An 18,335-nucleotide genomic window follows, 5' to 3' on the forward strand; every position below is an offset into this window, starting at 1 on the left:
GTGGGTTATGCACGCATACGGGTGATGCGGATCACACCGGTCAAGGCGCGCAGTTTCTTGATCACGCGGGCCAGGTGCACGCGGTCGTGCACGCTGACCACCAGTTGGACCACGCTGATGCGACCATCACGCTCGTCCATGCTGATTTTCTCGATATTGCCGTCGGCCGCGTTGACGCTGCTGGCCAGCAGGGCGATCAGGCCACGCTGGTGCTCCAGCTCTACCCGCAGCTCGACATTGAATTCGCCGGTGACATCCTTGGCCCAAGAGAGCTGGATGCATTTTTCCGGGTTGTGGCGGATTTCGCTGATATTGCGGCAGTTGTCCAGGTGCACCACCATGCCTTTGCCCGCCGACAGGTGGCCGACAATCGGGTCGCCCGGGATCGGCGTACAGCACTTGGCGTAGCTGAGCACCAGGCCCTCGGTGCCGCGAATCGCCAGTGGGCCTTCCGGGCTTGGGAGCTGTTCGCCTTCGCCGAGCAGGCGGCGGGCGACCACGTAGGCCATGCGGTTACCCAGGCCGATATCTTCCAGCAGGTCTTCGATGGTTTCCTGGCGATACTCATGCAGCATCGCTTGCACGCGCTCTGCAGGAATCTTGTCCAGGGCGCTGTCGAAACCGTTGAGCACTTTGTTCAGCAGGCGTTCGCCGAGGCTGATGGATTCGGAACGGCGTTGCAGTTTCAGGGCGTGGCGAATATGCGTACGCGCCTTGCCGGTGACCACGAAATTGAGCCAGGCCGGGTTCGGGCGAGCGCCTGGAGCGCTGACGATCTCGACCGTGGAGCCGCTTTGCAGCGGTTCGGACAGCGGCGCGAGACGACGATTGATCCGACAGGCAATGCAGCTGTTGCCCACGTCGGTATGCACCGCGTAGGCAAAGTCGACAGCCGTGGAGCCTTTGGGCAGCTCCATGATCCGGCCTTTTGGCGTGAACACGTAGACCTCGTCCGGGAACAGGTCGATCTTCACGCTTTCGATGAATTCCAGGGAGTTGCCAGCACGTTGCTGCATCTCCAGCACGCCCTTTACCCACTGGCGGGCGCGGGCATGCGTGCCTTTTGGCTGCTCGTCGCCGGTGGACTTGTACAGCCAATGGGCGGCAATGCCGTTGTTGGCCATCTCTTCCATTTCGCGGGTGCGGATCTGGATCTCGATCGGCACTCCGTGCATACCGAACAGCGTGGTATGCAGCGACTGGTAGCCGTTGGCCTTGGGAATCGCGATGTAGTCCTTGAAGCGCCCCGGCAGGGGTTTGTACAAATTATGTACAGCGCCGAGCACGCGGTAGCAGGTGTCGACCTTGTCGACGATGATCCGGAACGCGTACACATCCATGATCTCGTTGAAGGCCCGGCGCTTGCCGCGCATCTTCTTGTAGATGCCATAGATGTGTTTCTGCCGGCCGCTGACTTCGCCTTCGATCTCGTCGATCGCCAGGCAATGGCTCAGCGACTCTTCGATCTTGTTGACGATTTCCTTGCGGTTGCCCCGGGCGCGCTTGACCGCCTGGTAAATGCGCGCCGAGCGCATCGGGTGCATGGCCTTGAAGCCGAGGTCTTCGAACTCGATACGAATGGCGTGCATGCCCAGCCGGTTGGCGATGGGCGCGTAGATTTCCAGGGTTTCCTTGGCGATGCGCCGGCGCTTTTCGCCGGACAGCACTTCCAGCGTGCGCATGTTGTGCAGCCGGTCGGCCAGCTTGACCAGGATCACCCGGATGTCCCGGGCCATGGCCATGGCCATCTTCTGGAAGTTTTCCGCCTGGGCTTCGGCCTTGGTCTCGAAGTTCATCTGGGTCAGTTTGCTGACCCCGTCGACCAGTTCGGCCACGGTTTCGCCAAATTGCGCGCTGAGCGCTTCCTTGGCAATGCCGGTGTCTTCGATCACGTCATGCAGCATCGCGGCCATCAGGCTCTGATGGTCCATGTGCATGTCGGCAAGAATATTTGCCACCGCAAGGGGATGGGTGACATACGCCTCGCCGCTGCGGCGGCGTTGGCCGTCGTGGGCTTGTTCGGCGTAGAAATACGCTCGGCGGACCAGGTTGACCTGGTCTGGGCCGAGGTAGGTCGATAAGCGATCGGCGAGGGCGTCTATGCTCGGCATAGGAATGGCTCCTGCCGTTGGCTGTGACCCTGCGCCGTGCTACGTCGACCAGGCATAGGCTTAGACGGCCTCGTTGGACTCGTCCTCGAACGCTGCAAACAGCGGTTCGTCTTCAACGATTTCGGCGTTGGCGATGAACTCGTAGCTCATCAGGCCTTCAGCGATTTCACGCAGCGCTACAACGGTAGGCTTGTCGTTTTCCCACTGGACCAGGGGCTCTTTGCCGCCAGTGGCCAGTTGACGGGCACGCTTGGTAGAGAGCATGACCAGCTCAAAGCGGTTATCCACGTGTTCTAGGCAGTCTTCAACGGTTACGCGGGCCATGGTATTCCTCGGAGCGAATGCAAGATGCGCGCTGCCCGGTTGGGCGAGCGGACTAAACAGTTTAAAAAATCACCAGCGTTTAGGGAAGCGCTGATTTTTCCCGCGTCCTCGCAAAACCGCTACAAGTGCCAATGTAAAGCCCTTGCAGCGGTTTTGGGAAGAGCCATTCAGCCGAGCAGTTCGGCGAGTAATTTGCCGAAACGTTGCTGTTGGCGCTTTTGCTGGAGTTGATTGGTGCGGAAAATCGCCTTCAAATCATCCAGCGCGTGGGCAAAATCGTCGTTGATGATCAGATAGTCGTAGTCGACGTAGTGGCTCATTTCGCTGACGGCTTCACGCATGCGGCCTTCGATGATCTCGTCGCTGTCCTGGCCACGGTTGGTCAGGCGCTGGTGCAAAGCCTCAAGCGACGGCGGCAGGATGAAGATCGAGCGCGCCTTGGGCATCAGTTGGCGCACTTGCTCGGCGCCCTGCCAGTCGATTTCCAGGATCAGGTCGTGGCCTTCATCCAGGGTCTGCTGCAGGTGGCTTTGCGAGGTGCCATAGAGGTTGCCGAACACTTCGGCGCGCTCGAGGAAGTCGCCGTGCTCGATCATCTTGACGAACTCGGTGCGCTCGACGAAGTGATAGTGCACGCCGTTCACTTCGCCCGGGCGCATGGCACGGGTGGTGTGGGAGACCGAAATGCGGATCTGCTCGTCGGCGTCGGTCAGGGCCTTGACCAGGCTGCTTTTGCCCGCGCCCGAGGGGGCGGAAATGATGTAGAGGGTGCCGGTACTGTGGGTCATGGAGGTTGCCTTACTCAATATTCTGTACTTGTTCGCGCATCTGCTCGATCAACACCTTGAGGTTGACCGCTGCCTGCGTGCTGCGCGGATCGAATGCCTTGGAGCCCAGTGTATTGGCTTCGCGGTTGAGTTCCTGCATCAGGAAGTCCAGGCGCCGACCGGCGGCACCGCCGGACTTGAGGACGCGGCGCACTTCGAGGATGTGGGTGCTCAGGCGGTCCAGTTCTTCGGCGACGTCGCTTTTTTGCGCGAGCAGCACCATTTCCTGTTCCAGGCGAACCGGGTCCAGGTCTGCCTTCATGTCGGTGAAGCGGTCGAGGACCTTCTGGCGCTGGGTGGCAAGCATCTGTGGCACCAGTTCGCGCAGGGTCACCACGTCTGCTTCGATCGAGGTCAGGCGCTCGTTGATCAGGCGGGCCAGTTCGGCGCCTTCGCGTTCGCGGCCAGCCTTGAGCTCCTTCAGACCCTGGTTGAACAGGGCAAGGGCTTCGGCATTGAGGGCTTGCGGATCGGTGGCGTCGGCCACCAGCACGCCAGGCCACGCCAGCACTTCCAGGGGGTTGAGCGCGGCCGGCTGCTTGATCAGGCTGGCGATGGTTTCGGCAGCGGCAACCAGTTGCGCAGCGCGCTCGCGGTCGACCTGCAGCGGCTTGCCGGTGGTTTCCTCGGTGAAGCGCAGGGTGCATTCCAGCTTGCCGCGGGAGATGCCCTGGCGCAGCGCTTCACGCACGGCCCCTTCGAGGTCGCGAAATGATTCGGGCAGGCGCAGGTGCGGTTCCAGGTAACGGCTGTTGACCGAGCGCAGTTCCCAGCTCAGGGTGCCTTGTACGCCGGCTTTTTCGACGCGGGCGAAGGCGGTCATGCTGTGCACCATGGAGGTACCTCGCGATGCAGTCCCGCATAACGGGCTGGTGGATGGGTTGCAGCCGACCGGCTGCGAAGGCGCAGGAGTGTAGCGCAACGGCGTGGGAGGCCCCAAACGCTGGCGTTAACAAAGCATGACAAACCGCCCATTCGTAACCGAATTTTAAGAAGTGCCCCGAATCGGCTCGCGGCTCTATAATGCTCGGCAGTTTTTCGTCCTCAGTACAGGTATCCCCTATGAAACGTCCAAGTGGTCGCGCTGCCGATCAGCTCCGCTCGATCCGCATCACCCGCAACTACACCAAACACGCCGAGGGATCCGTACTGGTCGAGTTTGGCGATACCAAGGTGATCTGCACCGTCAGCGTCGAAAATGGCGTACCACGTTTCCTCAAGGGCCAGGGCCAGGGCTGGTTGACTGCCGAATACGGCATGCTGCCGCGCGCCACTGGCGAGCGTAACCAGCGTGAAGCCAGCCGTGGCAAGCAAGGCGGGCGTACCCTGGAAATCCAGCGCCTGATCGGTCGCTCGCTGCGCGCCGCCCTGGACATGTCCAAGCTGGGCGACGTGACCCTCTACGTCGATTGCGACGTGATCCAGGCCGACGGCGGTACCCGTACCGCGTCCATCACCGGCGCCATGGTGGCCCTGGTCGATGCGCTGAAAGTGATCAAGAAGCGCGGCGGCCTGAAAGCCGGCGACCCGCTCAAGCAGATGATTGCCGCTGTCTCGGTGGGCATGTACCAGGGCGAGCCAGTGCTGGACCTGGACTACCTGGAAGACTCGGCCGCCGAGACCGACCTGAACGTGGTCATGACCAGCACCGGTGGTTTCATCGAAGTGCAGGGCACCGCCGAAGGTGCGCCATTCCAGCCGGCCGACCTGAACGCCATGCTCGCCCTGGCCCAGAAAGGCATGACCGAAATCTTCGAACTGCAGAACGCCGCCTTGGCTGACTGAACCCGCCTCAAGGAGAAGCGCCATGAATGACAACCAGATGCTGGTGCCCACGCCTTCCTACGAAGTGCGCCAGGCGGCAATGCTGTGCCATCTCGCGGCGTTTCTCGGGTTTGTGTTCCCCTTCGGCAGCGTCGTCGGGCCGCTGATCCTGTGGCAGATGAAGAAGGAAGTGGACCCGTTCATTGATGACCAGGGCAAGGAAGCCTTGAACTTCCAGATCACCGTGGCCATCGCCTGGATAGCCTGCATCGTGCTGGCCTTCGCGGTGGTCGGGTTTTTCCTGATGTTTGCCCTGGCGATCGCCACCGTGGTGCTGACCATCATTGGCAGCATCAAGGCCAACAAGGGGATCGTCTATCGCTACCCCTTGACCTGGCGTGTGATCAAATAATGAGCGCCCACAAAAAAACCGACAGTGATGTCGGTTTTTTTGTGCCTGGCAAAAGACCTCAGATGGTCAGTGTCCAGTCGTAGTCCACGATCAGTGGCGCGTGCTGCGAGAAGCGCGGCTGGCGCGGCAAGCGTGCACTGCGCACGAATCGACGCAGGCCCGGAGTCAGCAACTGATAGTCGAAACGCCAACCCAGGTTGAGCATCTCCGCCTGTTCGTTGTCCGGCCACCAACTGTACTGGTCGCCTTCGCGACTGACTTCGCGCAGGGCATCCACATAGCCCATGTTGCCGACAATCTCGTCCATCCAGGCCCGTTCCGGCGCCAGGAAGCCCGGGGATTGCTGGCTGTCGCGCCAGTTCTTGATATCCAGCTTCTGTTGCGCCACGTACAGCGAGCCACAATAAATGTACTCGCGACGTTTGCGTCGCTGTTTATCCAGGTAACGGGCGAAATCGTCCATTAGCTTGAACTTCTGGTTCAAGTCTTCATCGCCGTTCTGCCCCGAAGGAAGCAGCAAGGTCGCGATGCTGACCTTGTCGAAATCGGCTTGCAGGTAGCGCCCGTAGCGGTCGGCTGTCTCGAAGCCGAGGCCGCTGATGACCGCCTTGGGTTGCAACCGCGAATACAAAGCCACGCCACCTTGGGTGGGCACTTCGGCATCGCAGGCATAAAGGAAGTAGCCATCCAGTTGGAAGGCTGGGTCGTCCAGTTCAAAGGCGGAGGCGCGGGTATCCTGCAGGCAGATGACGTCGGCATTCTGGGCTTGCAGCCAACTGAGCAAACCACGCTCGACTGCAGCCTGAATACCATTAACGTTCACACTGATGATCCGCATAAATGGCCCCAAAAATCGCGTGCGTGTATGATACACGCCGTCTACCTAATTAGCTAAATCCGTGGTATCTGAGGCTTTTTTCATGCAGGCGTATCAACGCGATTTCATTCGTTTTGCCATCGATCGCGGGGTTTTGCGCTTCGGTGAGTTCACCCTGAAGTCCGGGCGCACCAGCCCGTACTTCTTCAACGCGGGCTTGTTCAACTCGGGTTCGGCCCTGGCTCAGCTGGGTCGTTTCTACGCGGCAGCCATCGTTGACAGCGGCATTTCCTTCGACGTGCTGTTTGGCCCGGCCTATAAGGGCATTCCCCTGGCGGCCGCGACCGCCGTGGCGTTGGCTGAACATCATGAGCTGGATCTGCCGTGGTGCTTCAATCGCAAAGAAGCCAAGGCTCATGGCGAAGGCGGCAGCCTCGTCGGGGCTGCGCTCAAAGGCGACGTGCTGATCATCGACGACGTGATCACCGCTGGTACTGCGATCCGTGAAGTGATGCAGATCATCGCTTCCCAGGACGGCGCCAAGGCCGCGGGTGTGCTGATCGCGCTGAACCGCCAGGAACGCGGCAACGGTGAGTTGTCGGCAATCCAGGAAGTGGAACGTGATTTCGGCATTCCCGTGGTCAGCATCGTGTCGCTGAACCAGGTGCTGCAGTTCCTGGAAGATGATCCACAGCTCAAGCAGCATCTGCCGGCTGTACGTGCGTACCGCGAGCAATACGGCGTCTGATACCGGGCCTATAGGAGCTGGCTTGTGTGGGAGCGGGCTTGCTCGCGAAAGCGTCAGGTCAGTTAGCGCATGTGTCACTGACAGACCGCTTTCGCGAGCAAGCCCGCTCCCACAGGGGGATGCATTTAGCAGTTGGATTGCGATCGCATGCATAAAAAAGCCCCGCTCAATTCGATTGAGCGGGGCTTTTTTGTTTTTGCTTAAGGACGCTTGCGGTTGCTGATCAGCGTGCCCATTCCGGTATCGGTGAAGATTTCCAGCAGTACCGCGTTCGGAACCCGGCCATCGATGATCAACGAGCTGCCCACGCCGCCTTGCACCGCTTCCAGTGCGCAGCGGATCTTCGGCAGCATGCCGCCGTAGATGGTGCCGTCAGCGATCAGGTCGTCGACCTGTTGGGTGGTCAGGCCGGTCAATACCTTGCCTTCCTTATCCAGCAGGCCGGCGATGTTGGTCAGCAGCATCAGCTTTTCAGCCTTGAGTGCCTCTGCCACTTTACCGGCTACCAGGTCGGCGTTGATGTTGTAGGACTCGCCATTGGCGCCCACACCGATCGGTGCGATCACCGGAATGAAGTCGCCCTTGACCAGCAGGTTCAGCAGGTCGGTGTTGATGCCGATCACTTCGCCCACTTGGCCGATGTCGATGATTTCCGGCTGGGTCATTTCCGGCGTCTGGCGGGTCACCGTCAGTTTTTTCGCGCGGATCAGCTCCGCGTCCTTGCCGGTCAGGCCGATGGCGCTGCCGCCGTGGCGGTTGATCAGGTTGACGATGTCCTTGTTGACCTGGCCACCGAGGACCATCTCCACCACGTCCATGGTCTGCGCGTCAGTGACACGCATGCCATCGATGAAGTGACTCTCGATCGACAAGCGCTTGAGCAGGTCGCCGATTTGCGGGCCGCCGCCGTGGACCACTACCGGGTTGATCCCCACGGCTTTCATCAACACGATGTCGCGGGCAAAGCCGGTTTTCAGCTCGTCGCTTTCCATGGCATTGCCGCCGTACTTGATCACCAGCGTCTTGCCGACATAGCGTCGGATGTAAGGCAACGCTTCGGACAGGACCTTGGCAGTATTGGCAGCGGCTTCGCGTTCGAGGGTCATTCAGGGCTCCGGTAAAAAATCAGAACGGTAATTGGAGATCAGGGGCAACACGTTTCAACTGGGCGTGGAACACGTCCTTGATGCGCTGCAACTCAGCCTCGGTATCCGCCTCGAAGCGCAACACCAGCACCGGTGTGGTGTTGGATGCGCGCACCAGGCCCCAGCCTTTGGCGTAATCGACTCGCACACCATCAATGGTGGTCAGGTTGGCGCCTTCACCCCATTGCGCATCGTGCAGTGCGTCAATGATGCTGAATTTGCTCTCCTCGGTCACATGGATATTGATCTCTGGCGTAGAAATATCGTTCGGGAAGGTCTCAAACAGCCCTTGCGCGGTGGATTTTTCCTTGCTGAGGATCTCCAGCAGGCGCGCAGCACTGTAAATGCCGTCGTCAAAGCCGAACCAGCGTTCCTTGAAGAATACGTGACCGCTCATTTCGCCGGCCAACAGGGCGCCGGTTTCCTTCATTTTCTTTTTGATCAACGAGTGACCGGTCTTCCACATTAGCGGGCGGCCGCCATATTCCTTGATCAGCGGGGTGAGACGGCGGGTGCACTTGACGTCGAAAATGATCTCGGCGTTGGGATTGCGCGCCACCACGTCACGGGCGAACAGCATCAGCAGGCGGTCCGGGAACACGATCTCGCCGGTTTCGGTCACCACGCCCACGCGGTCGCCGTCGCCGTCGAAGGCCAGGCCGACGTCGGCGCCGGTTTCCTTGACCTTGGCGATCAGGTCGACCAGGTTTTCAGGCTTGCCGGGGTCCGGGTGGTGGTTGGGGAAGTGGCCGTCGACATCGCAGAACAGCGGGATCACTTCGCAGTTCAGGGCTTCGAGCAGTTGCGGGGCGATCACGCCGGCTGCACCGTTGCCGCAGTCCACCACGACTTTCAGGCGGCGCGCGAGTTTGACGTCGCGGGTGATTTCATCGGAGTAGCGCTGGAGGATGTCGACCCGGGTGATGCTGCCTTTGCCGCTGGTCAGGTCGTTGGTCTTCAGGCGCTGATGCAAGGCCTGGATCTGTTCGTTGGCGAGGGTGTCGCCCGCGATGACGATTTTGAAACCGTTGTAGTCAGACGGGTTATGGCTCCCGGTCAGCATCACGCCGGACTTGCCGGCCAGCACGTTGGCGGCGTAGTACAGCGCAGGCGTAGGCACCAGGCCGACGTCGCTGACATGGCAGCCGCTGTCGGCCAGGCCCTGGATCAGTTGCTCCACCAGCTCCGGGCCGGACAGGCGACCGTCACGGCCGACCGAAACATTGGGCTCACCCTGGGCCTGGCTCTGGGAGCCGATGGCGCGGCCGATCCAGTAGGCGGTTTCGGCGGTCAGGGTCTTGGGCACCACGCCACGGATGTCATAGGCGCGAAAGATGCTGTCGGGGAATGTCGGGGCTACTCGGGCTGCGGTACTCATCGCGGGGGGAAACTCCATCTGAAGGGGGCAAGGCTGGCCTTAAAGTGGCGGACCGGCAGGCTCAAACTGAAGGGTATGACGGTGTTTTCGGCAGAGAGTTCGTGGTGCAAAAATGCCATCGGCGCTTGCGATCCGACTGTTACGCGCTGTAATGCATTGATTTCAAAGGGGAAATCTTGATGATTAAGTCCGCGCATTCTTCGTCCTGAAAAGCCTTGCGGTGGGCGTCGAGCCGGGCAGTGACGCCCGGCCAGAATCAGCTTAGTCAGTGACTGCCGGAATGCCCAAACCCCCCTGCGCCACGTTGTGTTTCATCGAATTGCTCAACCAGTTCGAAATGCGCCTGCACCACGGGCACCAGCACCAGTTGGGCAATGCGCTCGCCGACTGCGATGTTGAACGCGGTCTGGCCACGGTTCCAGCACGACACCATCAGCTCGCCCTGGTAGTCGGAGTCGATCAGGCCCACCAGGTTACCCAGCACGATCCCGTGTTTGTGGCCCAGGCCGGAACGCGGCAGGATCAGCGCCGCCAGGCCTGGGTCGCCGACGTAGATCGACAGGCCGGTGGGAATCAGGATGGTCTGGCCCGGCTCGAGGACGGTGTCTTCCTTGAGCATGGCGCGCAGGTCCAGGCCGGCGGAGCCCGGGGTGGCATAAGCCGGCAGTGGGAAGTCGGTGCCGATGCGTGGGTCGAGGATCTTGGCTTGCAAAGCGTGCATGGAAATTAAACCTGGTTCAGCCGTTGGGCGATAAAAGAGATCAGTTGGCGGGCAATCTTGCCCTTGCTGGTCTGGGCGAAAACGGTGGCGTGCAACTCGCGGTCGATCACGCTGATGGCATTTTCCTCGCTGTTGAAGCCGATGCTCGGGTTGGCGACATCATTGGCAACGATCAGGTCGAGGTTTTTGTCTTTCAGTTTGCGTGCGGCGTAGTCCAGCAGGTGCTCGGTCTCGGCGGCAAAGCCGACGCTGAACGGACGGTCCGCACGCGTGGCGATGGTGGCCAGGATGTCCGGGTTACGCACCATTTGCAGGAGCAGGCCGTCGCCGCTCGTAGGGTCTTTCTTGAGCTTTTGCGGGGCGACGACTTCCGGGCGGTAGTCTGCAACCGCAGCGGACGCGATAAACAAATCACAGGGAATAGCCGCCTCGCAGGCCGCCAGCATGTCCCGCGCGCTGACTACGTCGATTCGCGTGACGCGATCGGGGGTCGGCAAATGCACCGGGCCGGTGATCAGGGTGACGCGTGCGCCTGCCTCGACCGCGGCTTCGGCCAATGCGAAGCCCATTTTTCCTGAGCTATGGTTGGTGATGTAGCGCACCGGGTCGATGTTTTCCTGGGTCGGGCCGGCGGTGATCAGCACGTGCTTGCCGGTCAGGGCCAGGTGCTGAAAGCACTCGGCGGCGCACAGCGCCAGGTCAGTGGCTTCGAGCATGCGGCCCATGCCGACGTCGCCGCAGGCCTGGCTGCCGGAGGCCGGGCCGAACACCTTGAGGCCACGGCTTTGCAGGAGTTGAGTATTGGCTTGGGTGGCCGGGTCGCGCCACATGGCCTGGTTCATGGCTGGGGCGATGGCGACGGTGGCGTCGGTGGCCAATACCAGGGTGGTCAGCAGGTCATCGGCGATGCCCTGGGCCAGGCGGGCGATCAGGTCGGCAGTGGCCGGGGCGATCAGTACCAGGTCGGCCCATTTGGCCAGCTCGATATGGCCCATGGCAGCTTCGGCCGCCGGGTCCAGCAGGTCCAGGTGAACCGGGTGCCCGGACAAGGCCTGCATGGTCAGCGGGGTGATGAACTCACTGCCGCCGCGGGTCATGACCACGCGCACTTCGGCGCCCTGGTCCAGGAGCCGGCGGACCAGCTCTGCGCTCTTGTAGGCGGCAATGCCGCCGCCGACGCCGAGAACGATGCGTTTCCGATACAGACGCTGCATTGGTTTGCCTTTCCAGTTCAGTGATGCCAGTTCAGTGACGCGTGCGATGCCCCCTCCCCAGGTGAAATCGCATGCAAAAAAGAGGGCCTACGATAACACAGCGCCTGCCGTGCAACAGCGGCGTACATGTGGCGCACAGGGAGAGGGAGGTGAGATGAGTATTCGCGATTGGCCATTGGCAGAACGGCCGCGGGAGAAACTTCTGGAGTGGGGGGCGGCGAGTCTGTCCGACGCCGAGTTGCTAGCAATCTTCCTGCGGACCGGGGTTTCCGGCAGGAGTGCAGTGGACCTGGCGCGCCATCTGTTGGCGCAATTTGGCGGCCTGCGCCCGCTGCTGGAAGCCAGCCAGACGCTGTTCAGTCAGCATCTGGGCCTCGGCCCGGCGAAGTTTGCGCAATTGCAGGCCGTGCTGGAAATGTCCCGACGGCATCTGGCCGAGCGGCTGCGCAGCGACTCGGTGTTGGAAAATCCGGTGGCGGTGCGCGATTACCTCAAGGCCCTGTTGCGCCATGAACCCCACGAGATCTTCGGCTGCCTGTTCCTGGATTCAAAGCACCGGGTGCTGGGTTTCGAGGCGCTGTCCCAGGGCACTATCGACGCCGCGACCGTTTATCCCCGGCAGGTGGTGAAGCGCGCCTTGGCGTACAACGCTGCGGCCTTGATCTTGTGCCACAACCATCCATCGGGGAGCGTGGAGCCCAGCGCGGCTGATCGAAAATTGACCAAGCTGCTGCAAAAAGCCCTGGAAGTGGTGGATGTGCGGGTGCTGGATCACATCATCGTGGGCGATGGTGACCCACTGTCGATGGCCGAATATGGATGGATGTAAGGGCTTTCAGCAGGAGCCGGCGTGCTGGCGATGACATCCGCAAAATCACCAGGGATTTAACGGACGCCATCGTCGGCAACTCGGCTTCTACAAGAGGATGGTCAAGGTTTCACGCTGACCTTGGAGAAATCCTGGCGCCCGAACGGGCTCACCTGGTATCCCTCGACGTTCTTGCGCGCCAGGGCAAACGCCGTCGGGTATGCCAGCGGTAGCCACAGTGCCTGCTGCTGGATCTGTGCCTGGGCCTGCTGATACAGCTTGCTGCGCACGCCTTGCTCGTTGGTGGTCTTGCCGGCGCTGATCAGCTTGTCCAGCGCCGGGTCGCAGTAACGGGCGAAGTTGGTGCCGGATTTTACCGCCGCGCACGAGAACTGCGGGGTCAGGAAGTTATCCGGGTCGCCGTTGTCGCCGGCCCAGCCCATGAACAGCAGGTCGTGCTCGCCGGCCTTGGCGCGGCGAATCAATTCGCCCCATTCGATCACGCGAATCTCGGCCTGGATGCCGACCTTGGCCAGGTCAGCCTGCAGCAATTGCGCGCCGAGGTTAGGGTTGGGGTTCAGCAGGCTGCCGGTGGGGCGTGTCCAGATCGTGGTCTTGAAGCCGTCCTTGAGGCCGGCGCGGTCCAGCAGTGCCTTGGCCTTGGCGAGGTCCTGTGGATAACCCGGCAGGTCCTTGGCGTAGCTCCAGGTGTTGGGCGGGTAGGGGCCGTTGGCGGCTTCGGCGGTGCCCTCAAACACGGCCTTGAGGTAGCTGGCCTTGTCGAAGGCCAGGTTGATCGCCTGGCGCACTTCGGGCTTGTCCAGTGGTGGGTGCTGGCTGTTGATGGCGACGAAGGCGGTCATGAACGCGGCAGTCTTTTCTACCTTGAGTGCGGGGTCCTTCTCGGCCTCGCCGACATCCAGGGGCTTGGGCGACAGGGCGATCTGGCATTCATCGCGATGCAATTTCTGCAGGCGCACGTTGGCGTCAGGGGTAATGGCGAAGATCAAGTTATCCACAGCCGGTTTGCCGGCGAAGTAGTCCGGGTTGGCCTTGTAGCGCACCACGGCGTCTTTCTGGAAACGGCTGAAGATAAACGGGCCGGTACCGATTGGCTGGCTGTTTAGTTTTTCCGGGGTGCCGGCCTTGAGCAGTTTGTCGGCGTATTCGGCCGGGTAGATAGAGGCAAAGCCCATGCTCAGGGCGGCGAGGAAGGTGGAGTCGGCGTGGTCCAGGGTAAAGCGCACGGTCAGCGGGTCGAGGGCGTCGATCTTCTTGACCAGGGTGGGCAATTGCAGGGACTGCGCATGCGGGAAACCGCTCTGGGCGATCTGGTGCCATGGGTTGGCCGGGTCGAGCATGCGTTCGAAGCTGAAACGCACGTCTTCGGCGGTCAGTGTGCGGCTTGGGGTGAAGTAGTCGGTGCGATGGAATTTCACCTCCGGGTGCAGCTTGAACGTGTAGGTCAGCCCGTCTGGCGAGACTTCCCAGCTGTCCGCCAGGCTGGGCACCAGTTTGCCGCTGGCGGCGTCGTAGTCCACCAGGCGGTTCATCAGCACGTCGGCCGAAGCGTTGGTGGTGGTCAACGAGTTGTATTGCACCACATCGAACCCTTCGGGGCTGGCCTCGGTGCAGACGCTCAGGTTGCTGGCGGCAGATGCCAGCGGCGCGATAAATAGAGGGGCTAGCAATAGCGGTAGGGCAGCGAGGCGCATGTTCGGTTTCCTTTGCAGATCGAAGGCCCATCTGCGAGTGCAGTCTGGAAAAGTCCTACCGTAGTGGTCTGCCGGATAAATGACTAGCCCATTTTTGCCTGTGCTTTTGCCTCAAATGCTGTTTTGATGGCGCCTCAGCGCGTTTCGTCGTGCGCTTTGCCGCGCGCAATGCCGCTGTAAATCATTCTGTGCGACGAGCGGTCGGCTGTTGCAGCGGCCCCTCCTGGCAACGGTTCGGGCGTCTGTCGCCGAGATTTACGCCGTGAAAAACACACGGGCTGTTGTTGCACTGGGGTCTTTCTGGTATAAAGCAGCGCTCTTTTCTAGGGGCCCGGTTCCTTCGCTTGTAGGTGTAGCCGGTAAGACCCTAAAGAAACGCGGCGCCTGGCGCCAAATGACTGAGAGATTAAGCGGCCAACCCATGCCGGGTTGGGCATGTGGTTTTAGAGGGCTGAGGCATGTCGAGAGTCTGTCAAGTTACCGGTAAGGGTCCGGTGACTGGGAATAACATTTCCCACGCAAATAACAAAACCCGTCGTCGTTTCCTGCCGAACCTGCAGCATCACCGCTTCTGGGTTGAAGAAGAGAAACGTTTTGTACGCCTGCGTGTATCCGCCAAAGGCATGCGCATCATCGACAAGCGTGGCATTACTGTCGTGCTGGCCGAAATCCGCGCCGCTGGCAAGATCTAAGGAGCTCTATCATGCGTGAATTGATTCGAATGATCTCTAGCGCCGGTACTGGTCACTTCTACACTACCGACAAGAACAAGCGTACTACCCCGGACAAGCTCGAAAAGAAAATGTTCGACCCGCGCGTTCGCAAGCACGTGATCTACAAAGAAGGCAAAATCAAGTAATTGATTTTCCTCCTTGTGAAAAAGCCCGTATCTCACGATACGGGCTTTTTTTTGCCTCGGATTTGCCTGATCAGGCTTTCTGCTCGAACACCACGTAGATCTTGCGGCACGGCTCCAGCACTTCCCAGGTGCCGCTGAAGCCGGCGGGGATCACGAATCGGTCGCCGGCGCGCAAGGTCTTGGCGTTGCCCTCGGCATCGCGCAGCACGGAAACACCCTGCACGATCTCGCAGTACTCGTGCTCGGTGTAATTGACCTTCCATTGCCCGACTTCACCTTCCCAAACCCCGGCACTCATCTGGCCGCATGGACTGTTGTAGTGGTTGTAGATCGTTTGCTCGGGGTCGCCCTTGAGGATTTTTTCCGCGGCGGGGCGGTAGCGGTCTGGGGCGGTGTTGGCCTGGCTGAAGTCGACGATGTCCTGGATGCTCATGTGCGTGTCCCGTCTGGCCTGCGGTTGGAGAGCCCAAAGTCTATGTTTATTAAAATGAACATCGCAAGGGTGTTTACCGGCGTTATGTCAAATATATTGAAACATCCCCAGCCGCTGGTTTAGGGTGGTAGCCGCCTTGAGCCGAACAGCAGGCTGGCCGGGCAAGAATTCTTTGAGGCTGCCGGGGGACATCACCTGGCCCTTGTATTCAATAAGAGGAGGACACTCGCATGACCACCCTGACCCGTGCCGACTGGGAACAACGCGCCAAGGATCTGAAGATCGAAGGTCGCGCCTACATCAACGGCGAATACACCGCCGCCGCTTCCGGCGACACCTTCGAATGCATCAGCCCGGTCGATGGTCGCCTGCTGGCCACCGTTGCCAGCTGTGACGTCGCCGACGCCCAGCGTGCGGTAGAAAATGCCCGCGCCACCTTCAATTCCGGTGTGTGGTCGCGCCTTGCGCCGGCCAAGCGCAAAGCCACGATGATTCGTTTCGCCGCGCTGCTCAAGGACAATGCCGAAGAGTTGGCGCTGCTCGAAACCCTCGACATGGGCAAGCCCATCAGTGACTCCCTCGGCATCGACGTGCCCGGCGCTGCCAACGCGCTGAGCTGGAGCGGCGAGGCGATCGACAAGATCTACGACGAAGTCGCCGCCACCCCACACGATCAACTGGGCCTGGTGACCCGCGAGCCAGTGGGTGTTGTCGGTGCCATCGTGCCGTGGAACTTCCCGCTGATGATGGCCTGCTGGAAACTCGGCCCGGCGCTGTCCACCGGTAACTCGGTCATCCTCAAGCCGTCTGAAAAATCCCCGCTGACCGCCATTCGCATCGCGGCCCTGGCTGTTGAAGCCGGTATCCCGAAAGGCGTTTTCAACGTGCTGCCGGGCTACGGCCATACCGTGGGCAACGCGCTGGCGCTGCACATGGACGTCGACACCCTGGTGTTCACCGGTTCCACCAAGATCGCCAAGCAGCTGTTGATCCGCTCCGGCGAGTCGAACATGAAGCGCGTGTGGCTGGAAGCCGGTGGCAAGAGCCCGAACATCGTGTTTGCCGATGCGCCGGACCTGCAAGCCGCCGCCGAATCCGCCGCCGGGGCGATCGCCTTCAACCAGGGCGAAGTCTGCACTGCGGGTTCGCGCCTGCTCGTCGAGCGCTCCATCAAGGATAAATTCCTGCCGCTGGTGATCGAGGCCCTCAAAGGCTGGAAGCCGGGCAATCCGCTGGACCCGGCGACCAACGTCGGCGCATTGGTGGACACCCAGCAGATGAACACCGTGCTCTCGTACATCGAAGCTGGCCATGCTGACGGCGCCAAGCTGGTGGCGGGCGGCAAGCGCACCCTGGAAGAGACCGGCGGCACCTACGTCGAGCCGACGATTTTCGACGGTGTGACCAACGCTATGAAGATCGCCCAGGAAGAAATTTTCGGCCCGGTGCTCTCGGTGATCACCTTCGACAGCGCTGAAGAGGCGATCGCCATCGCCAACGACACCCAATACGGCCTGGCCGCAGCGGTGTGGACGGCGGATATCTCCAAGGCGCACCTGACTGCCAAAGCCCTGCGCGCCGGTAGTGTGTGGGTCAACCAGTACGATGGCGGCGACATGACTGCGCCGTTTGGTGGCTTCAAGCAGTCGGGCAATGGTCGCGACAAGTCGCTGCACGCGTTCGACAAGTACACCGAGCTGAAGGCGACCTGGATCAAGCTGTAAGCCTGTAGGCAACACCGCCGGCCAAATGTGGGAGCCGGCTTGTGTAGGAGCTGGCTTGCCGGCGATAGCATCACCTCGGTGCAACTGAAAAACCGAGGTGCCTGCATCGCGGGCGAGCCCGGCTCCCACATAAGCCCGCTCCCACGCTGTTTTGTGTGAACTCGAAAATTATCCACAGGAGCGTGGACATGCGTTGGGCGACTTACTTCGCCGTGCTGGCCTCGGTGCTCAGCGTCGGCCTGGCGCTGGGCGTGAGCATGCCGTTGGTATCGCTGCGCCTGGAGGGCTGGGGCTATGGCAGTTTTGCCATCGGCGTGATGGCGGCGATGCCGGCCTTCGGCGTGCTGCTGGGTGCGAAAGTCTCCAGCCGGCTGGCCGCGTGGCTGGGCACCGCCAACCTCATGCGCCTGTGCCTGTGGGCCGGCGCGGTGTCTATCGGCTTGCTGGCGATACTGCCCAGCTATCCGGTGTGGCTGGTGCTGCGCCTGATGATCGGGGTGATCCTGACCATCGTGTTCATTCTCGGTGAAAGCTGGATCAACCAGTTGGTGGTGGAGCAGTGGCGCGGCCGCCTGGTGGCCCTGTATGGCTGCAGCTACGCCTTGAGCCAGCTGTCGGGGCCGTTGCTGCTGGGCCTGATTGGCACAGACCATGACTACGGTTTCTGGGTCGGCGTCGGCTTGTTGATGGTCGCACCGTTGCTGTTGCTGGGGCGCTCCGGCGCGCCGACTGCCGAGTCGTTCAGCGTGACCTTCGGCGACCTGTGGCGCTTCTGCCTGAGCCTGCCGGCGATTGCCTGGGCGGTGGCACTGTTCGCCGCCTTCGAGGCGATGATTCTCACCCTGCTGCCGGTGTATTGCCTGCAACAGGGCTTCACTGCCGAGATTGCCCTGGCGATGGTCAGCACAGTGGTGGTCGGCGATGCGTTGCTGCAGTTGCCCATCGGCGCGTTGGCCGATTACCTGCCACGGCGCACGCTGTTCCTGGGTTGTGCGCTGCTGTTGCTGGTCTCGAGCCTGGCGATTCCGCTGTTGATGCACACGCCGCTGATCTGGCCGGTGTGGGTGCTGTTCGGGGCGAGTGCCGGTGGGTTGTTCACGCTGTCGCTGATCCTGATCGGCGAGCGCTACCGCGATGACGCGCTGGTGCGCGCCAATGCCCACGTGGCGCAGCTGTGGGGGATCGGATGCCTGATCGGCCCTCTGGTGGCCGGTGCCGGCAGCCAGTGGATCAGCGGGCATGCACTGCCGTTGCTGATGGCGGCGGGCTCGCTGGGCCTGGTTGTGCTGTTGCTGCGTCAAGGCGCATTCGGCGCCGCACAACCGGCCTGACTTG

The 18,335-nt window shown here is 61.3% G+C and carries 18 protein-coding genes and 1 pseudogene; 8 read left to right on the plus strand and 11 right to left on the minus strand.

Features of this window, described 5'->3' with window-relative positions; all coding sequences use genetic code 11:
* Positions 1-5: 5 nt before the first annotated feature.
* From spoT to NTD80_RS11315, 4 genes are all read right to left on the minus strand, one after another.
* Entirely contained in the window at positions 6-2,111 is a 2,106-nt protein-coding gene (gene spoT, locus NTD80_RS11300) for a bifunctional GTP diphosphokinase/guanosine-3',5'-bis pyrophosphate 3'-pyrophosphohydrolase (RefSeq protein WP_065902493.1), read from the minus strand.
* Positions 2,112-2,171: 60 nt separating this feature from the next.
* Entirely contained in the window at positions 2,172-2,435 is a 264-nt protein-coding gene (gene rpoZ, locus NTD80_RS11305) for a DNA-directed RNA polymerase subunit omega (RefSeq protein WP_003176920.1), read from the minus strand.
* Positions 2,436-2,602: 167 nt separating this feature from the next.
* Positions 2,603-3,223 carry a guanylate kinase gene (gene gmk / locus NTD80_RS11310; RefSeq protein WP_010168203.1) on the minus strand — a complete coding sequence of 207 codons (621 nt, stop codon included), beginning with the start codon at positions 3,221-3,223 and terminating at the stop codon, positions 2,603-2,605.
* Between the two features lie 10 nt (positions 3,224-3,233).
* A complete protein-coding gene (locus tag NTD80_RS11315) occupies positions 3,234-4,097 on the minus strand; it encodes a YicC/YloC family endoribonuclease (RefSeq protein WP_262133620.1) in 864 nt (287 codons plus the stop codon).
* 227 nt (positions 4,098-4,324) lie between these two features.
* Between NTD80_RS11315 and rph the strand changes: the two genes are divergently transcribed.
* Both rph and NTD80_RS11325 read left to right on the plus strand, forming a co-directional pair.
* Positions 4,325-5,047 (plus strand): ribonuclease PH, encoded by a 723-nt coding sequence (gene rph, locus NTD80_RS11320; protein ID WP_010207511.1) that lies wholly within the window; start codon positions 4,325-4,327, stop codon positions 5,045-5,047.
* A gap of 22 nt (positions 5,048-5,069) precedes the next feature.
* On the plus strand, positions 5,070-5,438 hold the full coding sequence (locus NTD80_RS11325) for a DUF4870 domain-containing protein (RefSeq protein ID WP_106802289.1): 369 nt from the start codon (positions 5,070-5,072) through the stop codon (positions 5,436-5,438).
* 58 nt (positions 5,439-5,496) lie between these two features.
* Here NTD80_RS11325 and NTD80_RS11330 read toward each other — a convergent pair whose 3' ends face one another.
* Positions 5,497-6,276, minus strand: coding sequence for an exodeoxyribonuclease III (locus NTD80_RS11330; RefSeq protein ID WP_003195493.1), 780 nt, complete (start codon positions 6,274-6,276; stop codon positions 5,497-5,499).
* 82 nt (positions 6,277-6,358) lie between these two features.
* Between NTD80_RS11330 and pyrE the strand changes: the two genes are divergently transcribed.
* Positions 6,359-7,003: an orotate phosphoribosyltransferase gene (pyrE, locus tag NTD80_RS11335; RefSeq protein ID WP_106802290.1), complete on the plus strand. Its 645-nt coding sequence runs from the start codon at positions 6,359-6,361 to the stop codon at positions 7,001-7,003.
* Positions 7,004-7,203: 200 nt separating this feature from the next.
* Here the strand turns inward: pyrE and argB are convergent, their stop codons facing one another.
* The 4 genes and pseudogenes from argB to coaBC all read right to left on the minus strand — a co-directional run bounded on the left by argB (position 7,204) and on the right by coaBC (position 11,461).
* On the minus strand, positions 7,204-8,109 hold the full coding sequence (gene argB / locus NTD80_RS11340; RefSeq protein WP_065902486.1) for an acetylglutamate kinase: 906 nt from the start codon (positions 8,107-8,109) through the stop codon (positions 7,204-7,206).
* Between the two features lie 19 nt (positions 8,110-8,128).
* Positions 8,129-9,550, minus strand: a pseudogene (locus NTD80_RS11345) (phosphomannomutase/phosphoglucomutase); the annotation flags it as partial.
* 241 nt (positions 9,551-9,791) lie between these two features.
* Positions 9,792-10,247, minus strand: coding sequence for a dUTP diphosphatase (dut, locus tag NTD80_RS11350; protein WP_065902484.1), 456 nt, complete (start codon positions 10,245-10,247; stop codon positions 9,792-9,794).
* A gap of 5 nt (positions 10,248-10,252) precedes the next feature.
* Positions 10,253-11,461 carry a bifunctional phosphopantothenoylcysteine decarboxylase/phosphopantothenate--cysteine ligase CoaBC gene (gene coaBC / locus NTD80_RS11355; protein WP_010207499.1) on the minus strand — a complete coding sequence of 403 codons (1,209 nt, stop codon included), beginning with the start codon at positions 11,459-11,461 and terminating at the stop codon, positions 10,253-10,255.
* Positions 11,462-11,615: 154 nt separating this feature from the next.
* Here coaBC and radC point away from each other — a divergent pair, with 154 nt between their 5' ends.
* Positions 11,616-12,290 carry a RadC family protein gene (radC, locus tag NTD80_RS11360; protein ID WP_065902483.1) on the plus strand — a complete coding sequence of 225 codons (675 nt, stop codon included), beginning with the start codon at positions 11,616-11,618 and terminating at the stop codon, positions 12,288-12,290.
* 101 nt (positions 12,291-12,391) lie between these two features.
* Here the strand turns inward: radC and NTD80_RS11365 are convergent, their stop codons facing one another.
* Complete coding sequence (locus NTD80_RS11365; protein WP_262133627.1) at positions 12,392-13,984, minus strand: ABC transporter substrate-binding protein; 1,593 nt, start codon at positions 13,982-13,984, stop codon at positions 12,392-12,394.
* 458 nt (positions 13,985-14,442) lie between these two features.
* Here NTD80_RS11365 and rpmB point away from each other — a divergent pair, with 458 nt between their 5' ends.
* Positions 14,443-14,676, plus strand: coding sequence for a 50S ribosomal protein L28 (rpmB, locus tag NTD80_RS11370; RefSeq protein ID WP_003176907.1), 234 nt, complete (start codon positions 14,443-14,445; stop codon positions 14,674-14,676).
* A gap of 11 nt (positions 14,677-14,687) precedes the next feature.
* Positions 14,688-14,843: a 50S ribosomal protein L33 gene (gene rpmG, locus NTD80_RS11375; RefSeq protein ID WP_003176906.1), complete on the plus strand. Its 156-nt coding sequence runs from the start codon at positions 14,688-14,690 to the stop codon at positions 14,841-14,843.
* 70 nt (positions 14,844-14,913) lie between these two features.
* On the opposite strand, the gene NTD80_RS11380 is transcribed toward rpmG, so the two are convergent.
* Complete coding sequence (locus NTD80_RS11380; protein ID WP_065902480.1) at positions 14,914-15,276, minus strand: cupin domain-containing protein; 363 nt, start codon at positions 15,274-15,276, stop codon at positions 14,914-14,916.
* Between the two features lie 230 nt (positions 15,277-15,506).
* Between NTD80_RS11380 and NTD80_RS11385 the strand changes: the two genes are divergently transcribed.
* A complete protein-coding gene (locus NTD80_RS11385; RefSeq protein ID WP_262133631.1) occupies positions 15,507-17,000 on the plus strand; it encodes an aldehyde dehydrogenase in 1,494 nt (497 codons plus the stop codon).
* 188 nt (positions 17,001-17,188) lie between these two features.
* Positions 17,189-18,331: an MFS transporter gene (locus tag NTD80_RS11390; RefSeq protein WP_120450503.1), complete on the plus strand. Its 1,143-nt coding sequence runs from the start codon at positions 17,189-17,191 to the stop codon at positions 18,329-18,331.
* Positions 18,332-18,335: the final 4 nt, after the last annotated feature.

Origin of the sequence: Pseudomonas sp. 13B_2.1_Bac1 (genome assembly GCF_025466155.1) — a bacterium.
GTDB classification, from domain to species: Bacteria; Pseudomonadota; Gammaproteobacteria; order Pseudomonadales; family Pseudomonadaceae; genus Aquipseudomonas; species Aquipseudomonas aylmerensis.

Bases quoted from the DNA above. Each gene is read 5' to 3' on its own strand.
- rph (WP_010207511.1), top strand. From the start codon at position 4,325: ATGAAACGTCCAAGTGGTCGCGCTGCCGATCAGCTCCGCTCGATCCGC.
- dut (WP_065902484.1), bottom strand. From the start codon at position 10,247: ATGCACGCTTTGCAAGCCAAGATCCTCGACCCACGCATCGGCACCGAC.
- rpmG (WP_003176906.1), top strand. From the start codon at position 14,688: ATGCGTGAATTGATTCGAATGATCTCTAGCGCCGGTACTGGTCACTTC.
- NTD80_RS11380 (WP_065902480.1), bottom strand. From the start codon at position 15,276: ATGAGCATCCAGGACATCGTCGACTTCAGCCAGGCCAACACCGCCCCA.
- gmk (WP_010168203.1), bottom strand. From the start codon at position 3,223: ATGACCCACAGTACCGGCACCCTCTACATCATTTCCGCCCCCTCGGGC.
- pyrE (WP_106802290.1), top strand. From the start codon at position 6,359: ATGCAGGCGTATCAACGCGATTTCATTCGTTTTGCCATCGATCGCGGG.
- NTD80_RS11365 (WP_262133627.1), bottom strand. From the start codon at position 13,984: ATGCGCCTCGCTGCCCTACCGCTATTGCTAGCCCCTCTATTTATCGCG.
- NTD80_RS11325 (WP_106802289.1), top strand. From the start codon at position 5,070: ATGAATGACAACCAGATGCTGGTGCCCACGCCTTCCTACGAAGTGCGC.
- spoT (WP_065902493.1), bottom strand. From the start codon at position 2,111: ATGCCGAGCATAGACGCCCTCGCCGATCGCTTATCGACCTACCTCGGC.
- rpmB (WP_003176907.1), top strand. From the start codon at position 14,443: ATGTCGAGAGTCTGTCAAGTTACCGGTAAGGGTCCGGTGACTGGGAAT.
- argB (WP_065902486.1), bottom strand. From the start codon at position 8,109: ATGACCCTCGAACGCGAAGCCGCTGCCAATACTGCCAAGGTCCTGTCC.
- rpoZ (WP_003176920.1), bottom strand. From the start codon at position 2,435: ATGGCCCGCGTAACCGTTGAAGACTGCCTAGAACACGTGGATAACCGC.
- NTD80_RS11385 (WP_262133631.1), top strand. From the start codon at position 15,507: ATGACCACCCTGACCCGTGCCGACTGGGAACAACGCGCCAAGGATCTG.
- coaBC (WP_010207499.1), bottom strand. From the start codon at position 11,461: ATGCAGCGTCTGTATCGGAAACGCATCGTTCTCGGCGTCGGCGGCGGC.
- radC (WP_065902483.1), top strand. From the start codon at position 11,616: ATGAGTATTCGCGATTGGCCATTGGCAGAACGGCCGCGGGAGAAACTT.
- NTD80_RS11315 (WP_262133620.1), bottom strand. From the start codon at position 4,097: ATGGTGCACAGCATGACCGCCTTCGCCCGCGTCGAAAAAGCCGGCGTA.
- NTD80_RS11390 (WP_120450503.1), top strand. From the start codon at position 17,189: ATGCGTTGGGCGACTTACTTCGCCGTGCTGGCCTCGGTGCTCAGCGTC.
- NTD80_RS11330 (WP_003195493.1), bottom strand. From the start codon at position 6,276: ATGCGGATCATCAGTGTGAACGTTAATGGTATTCAGGCTGCAGTCGAG.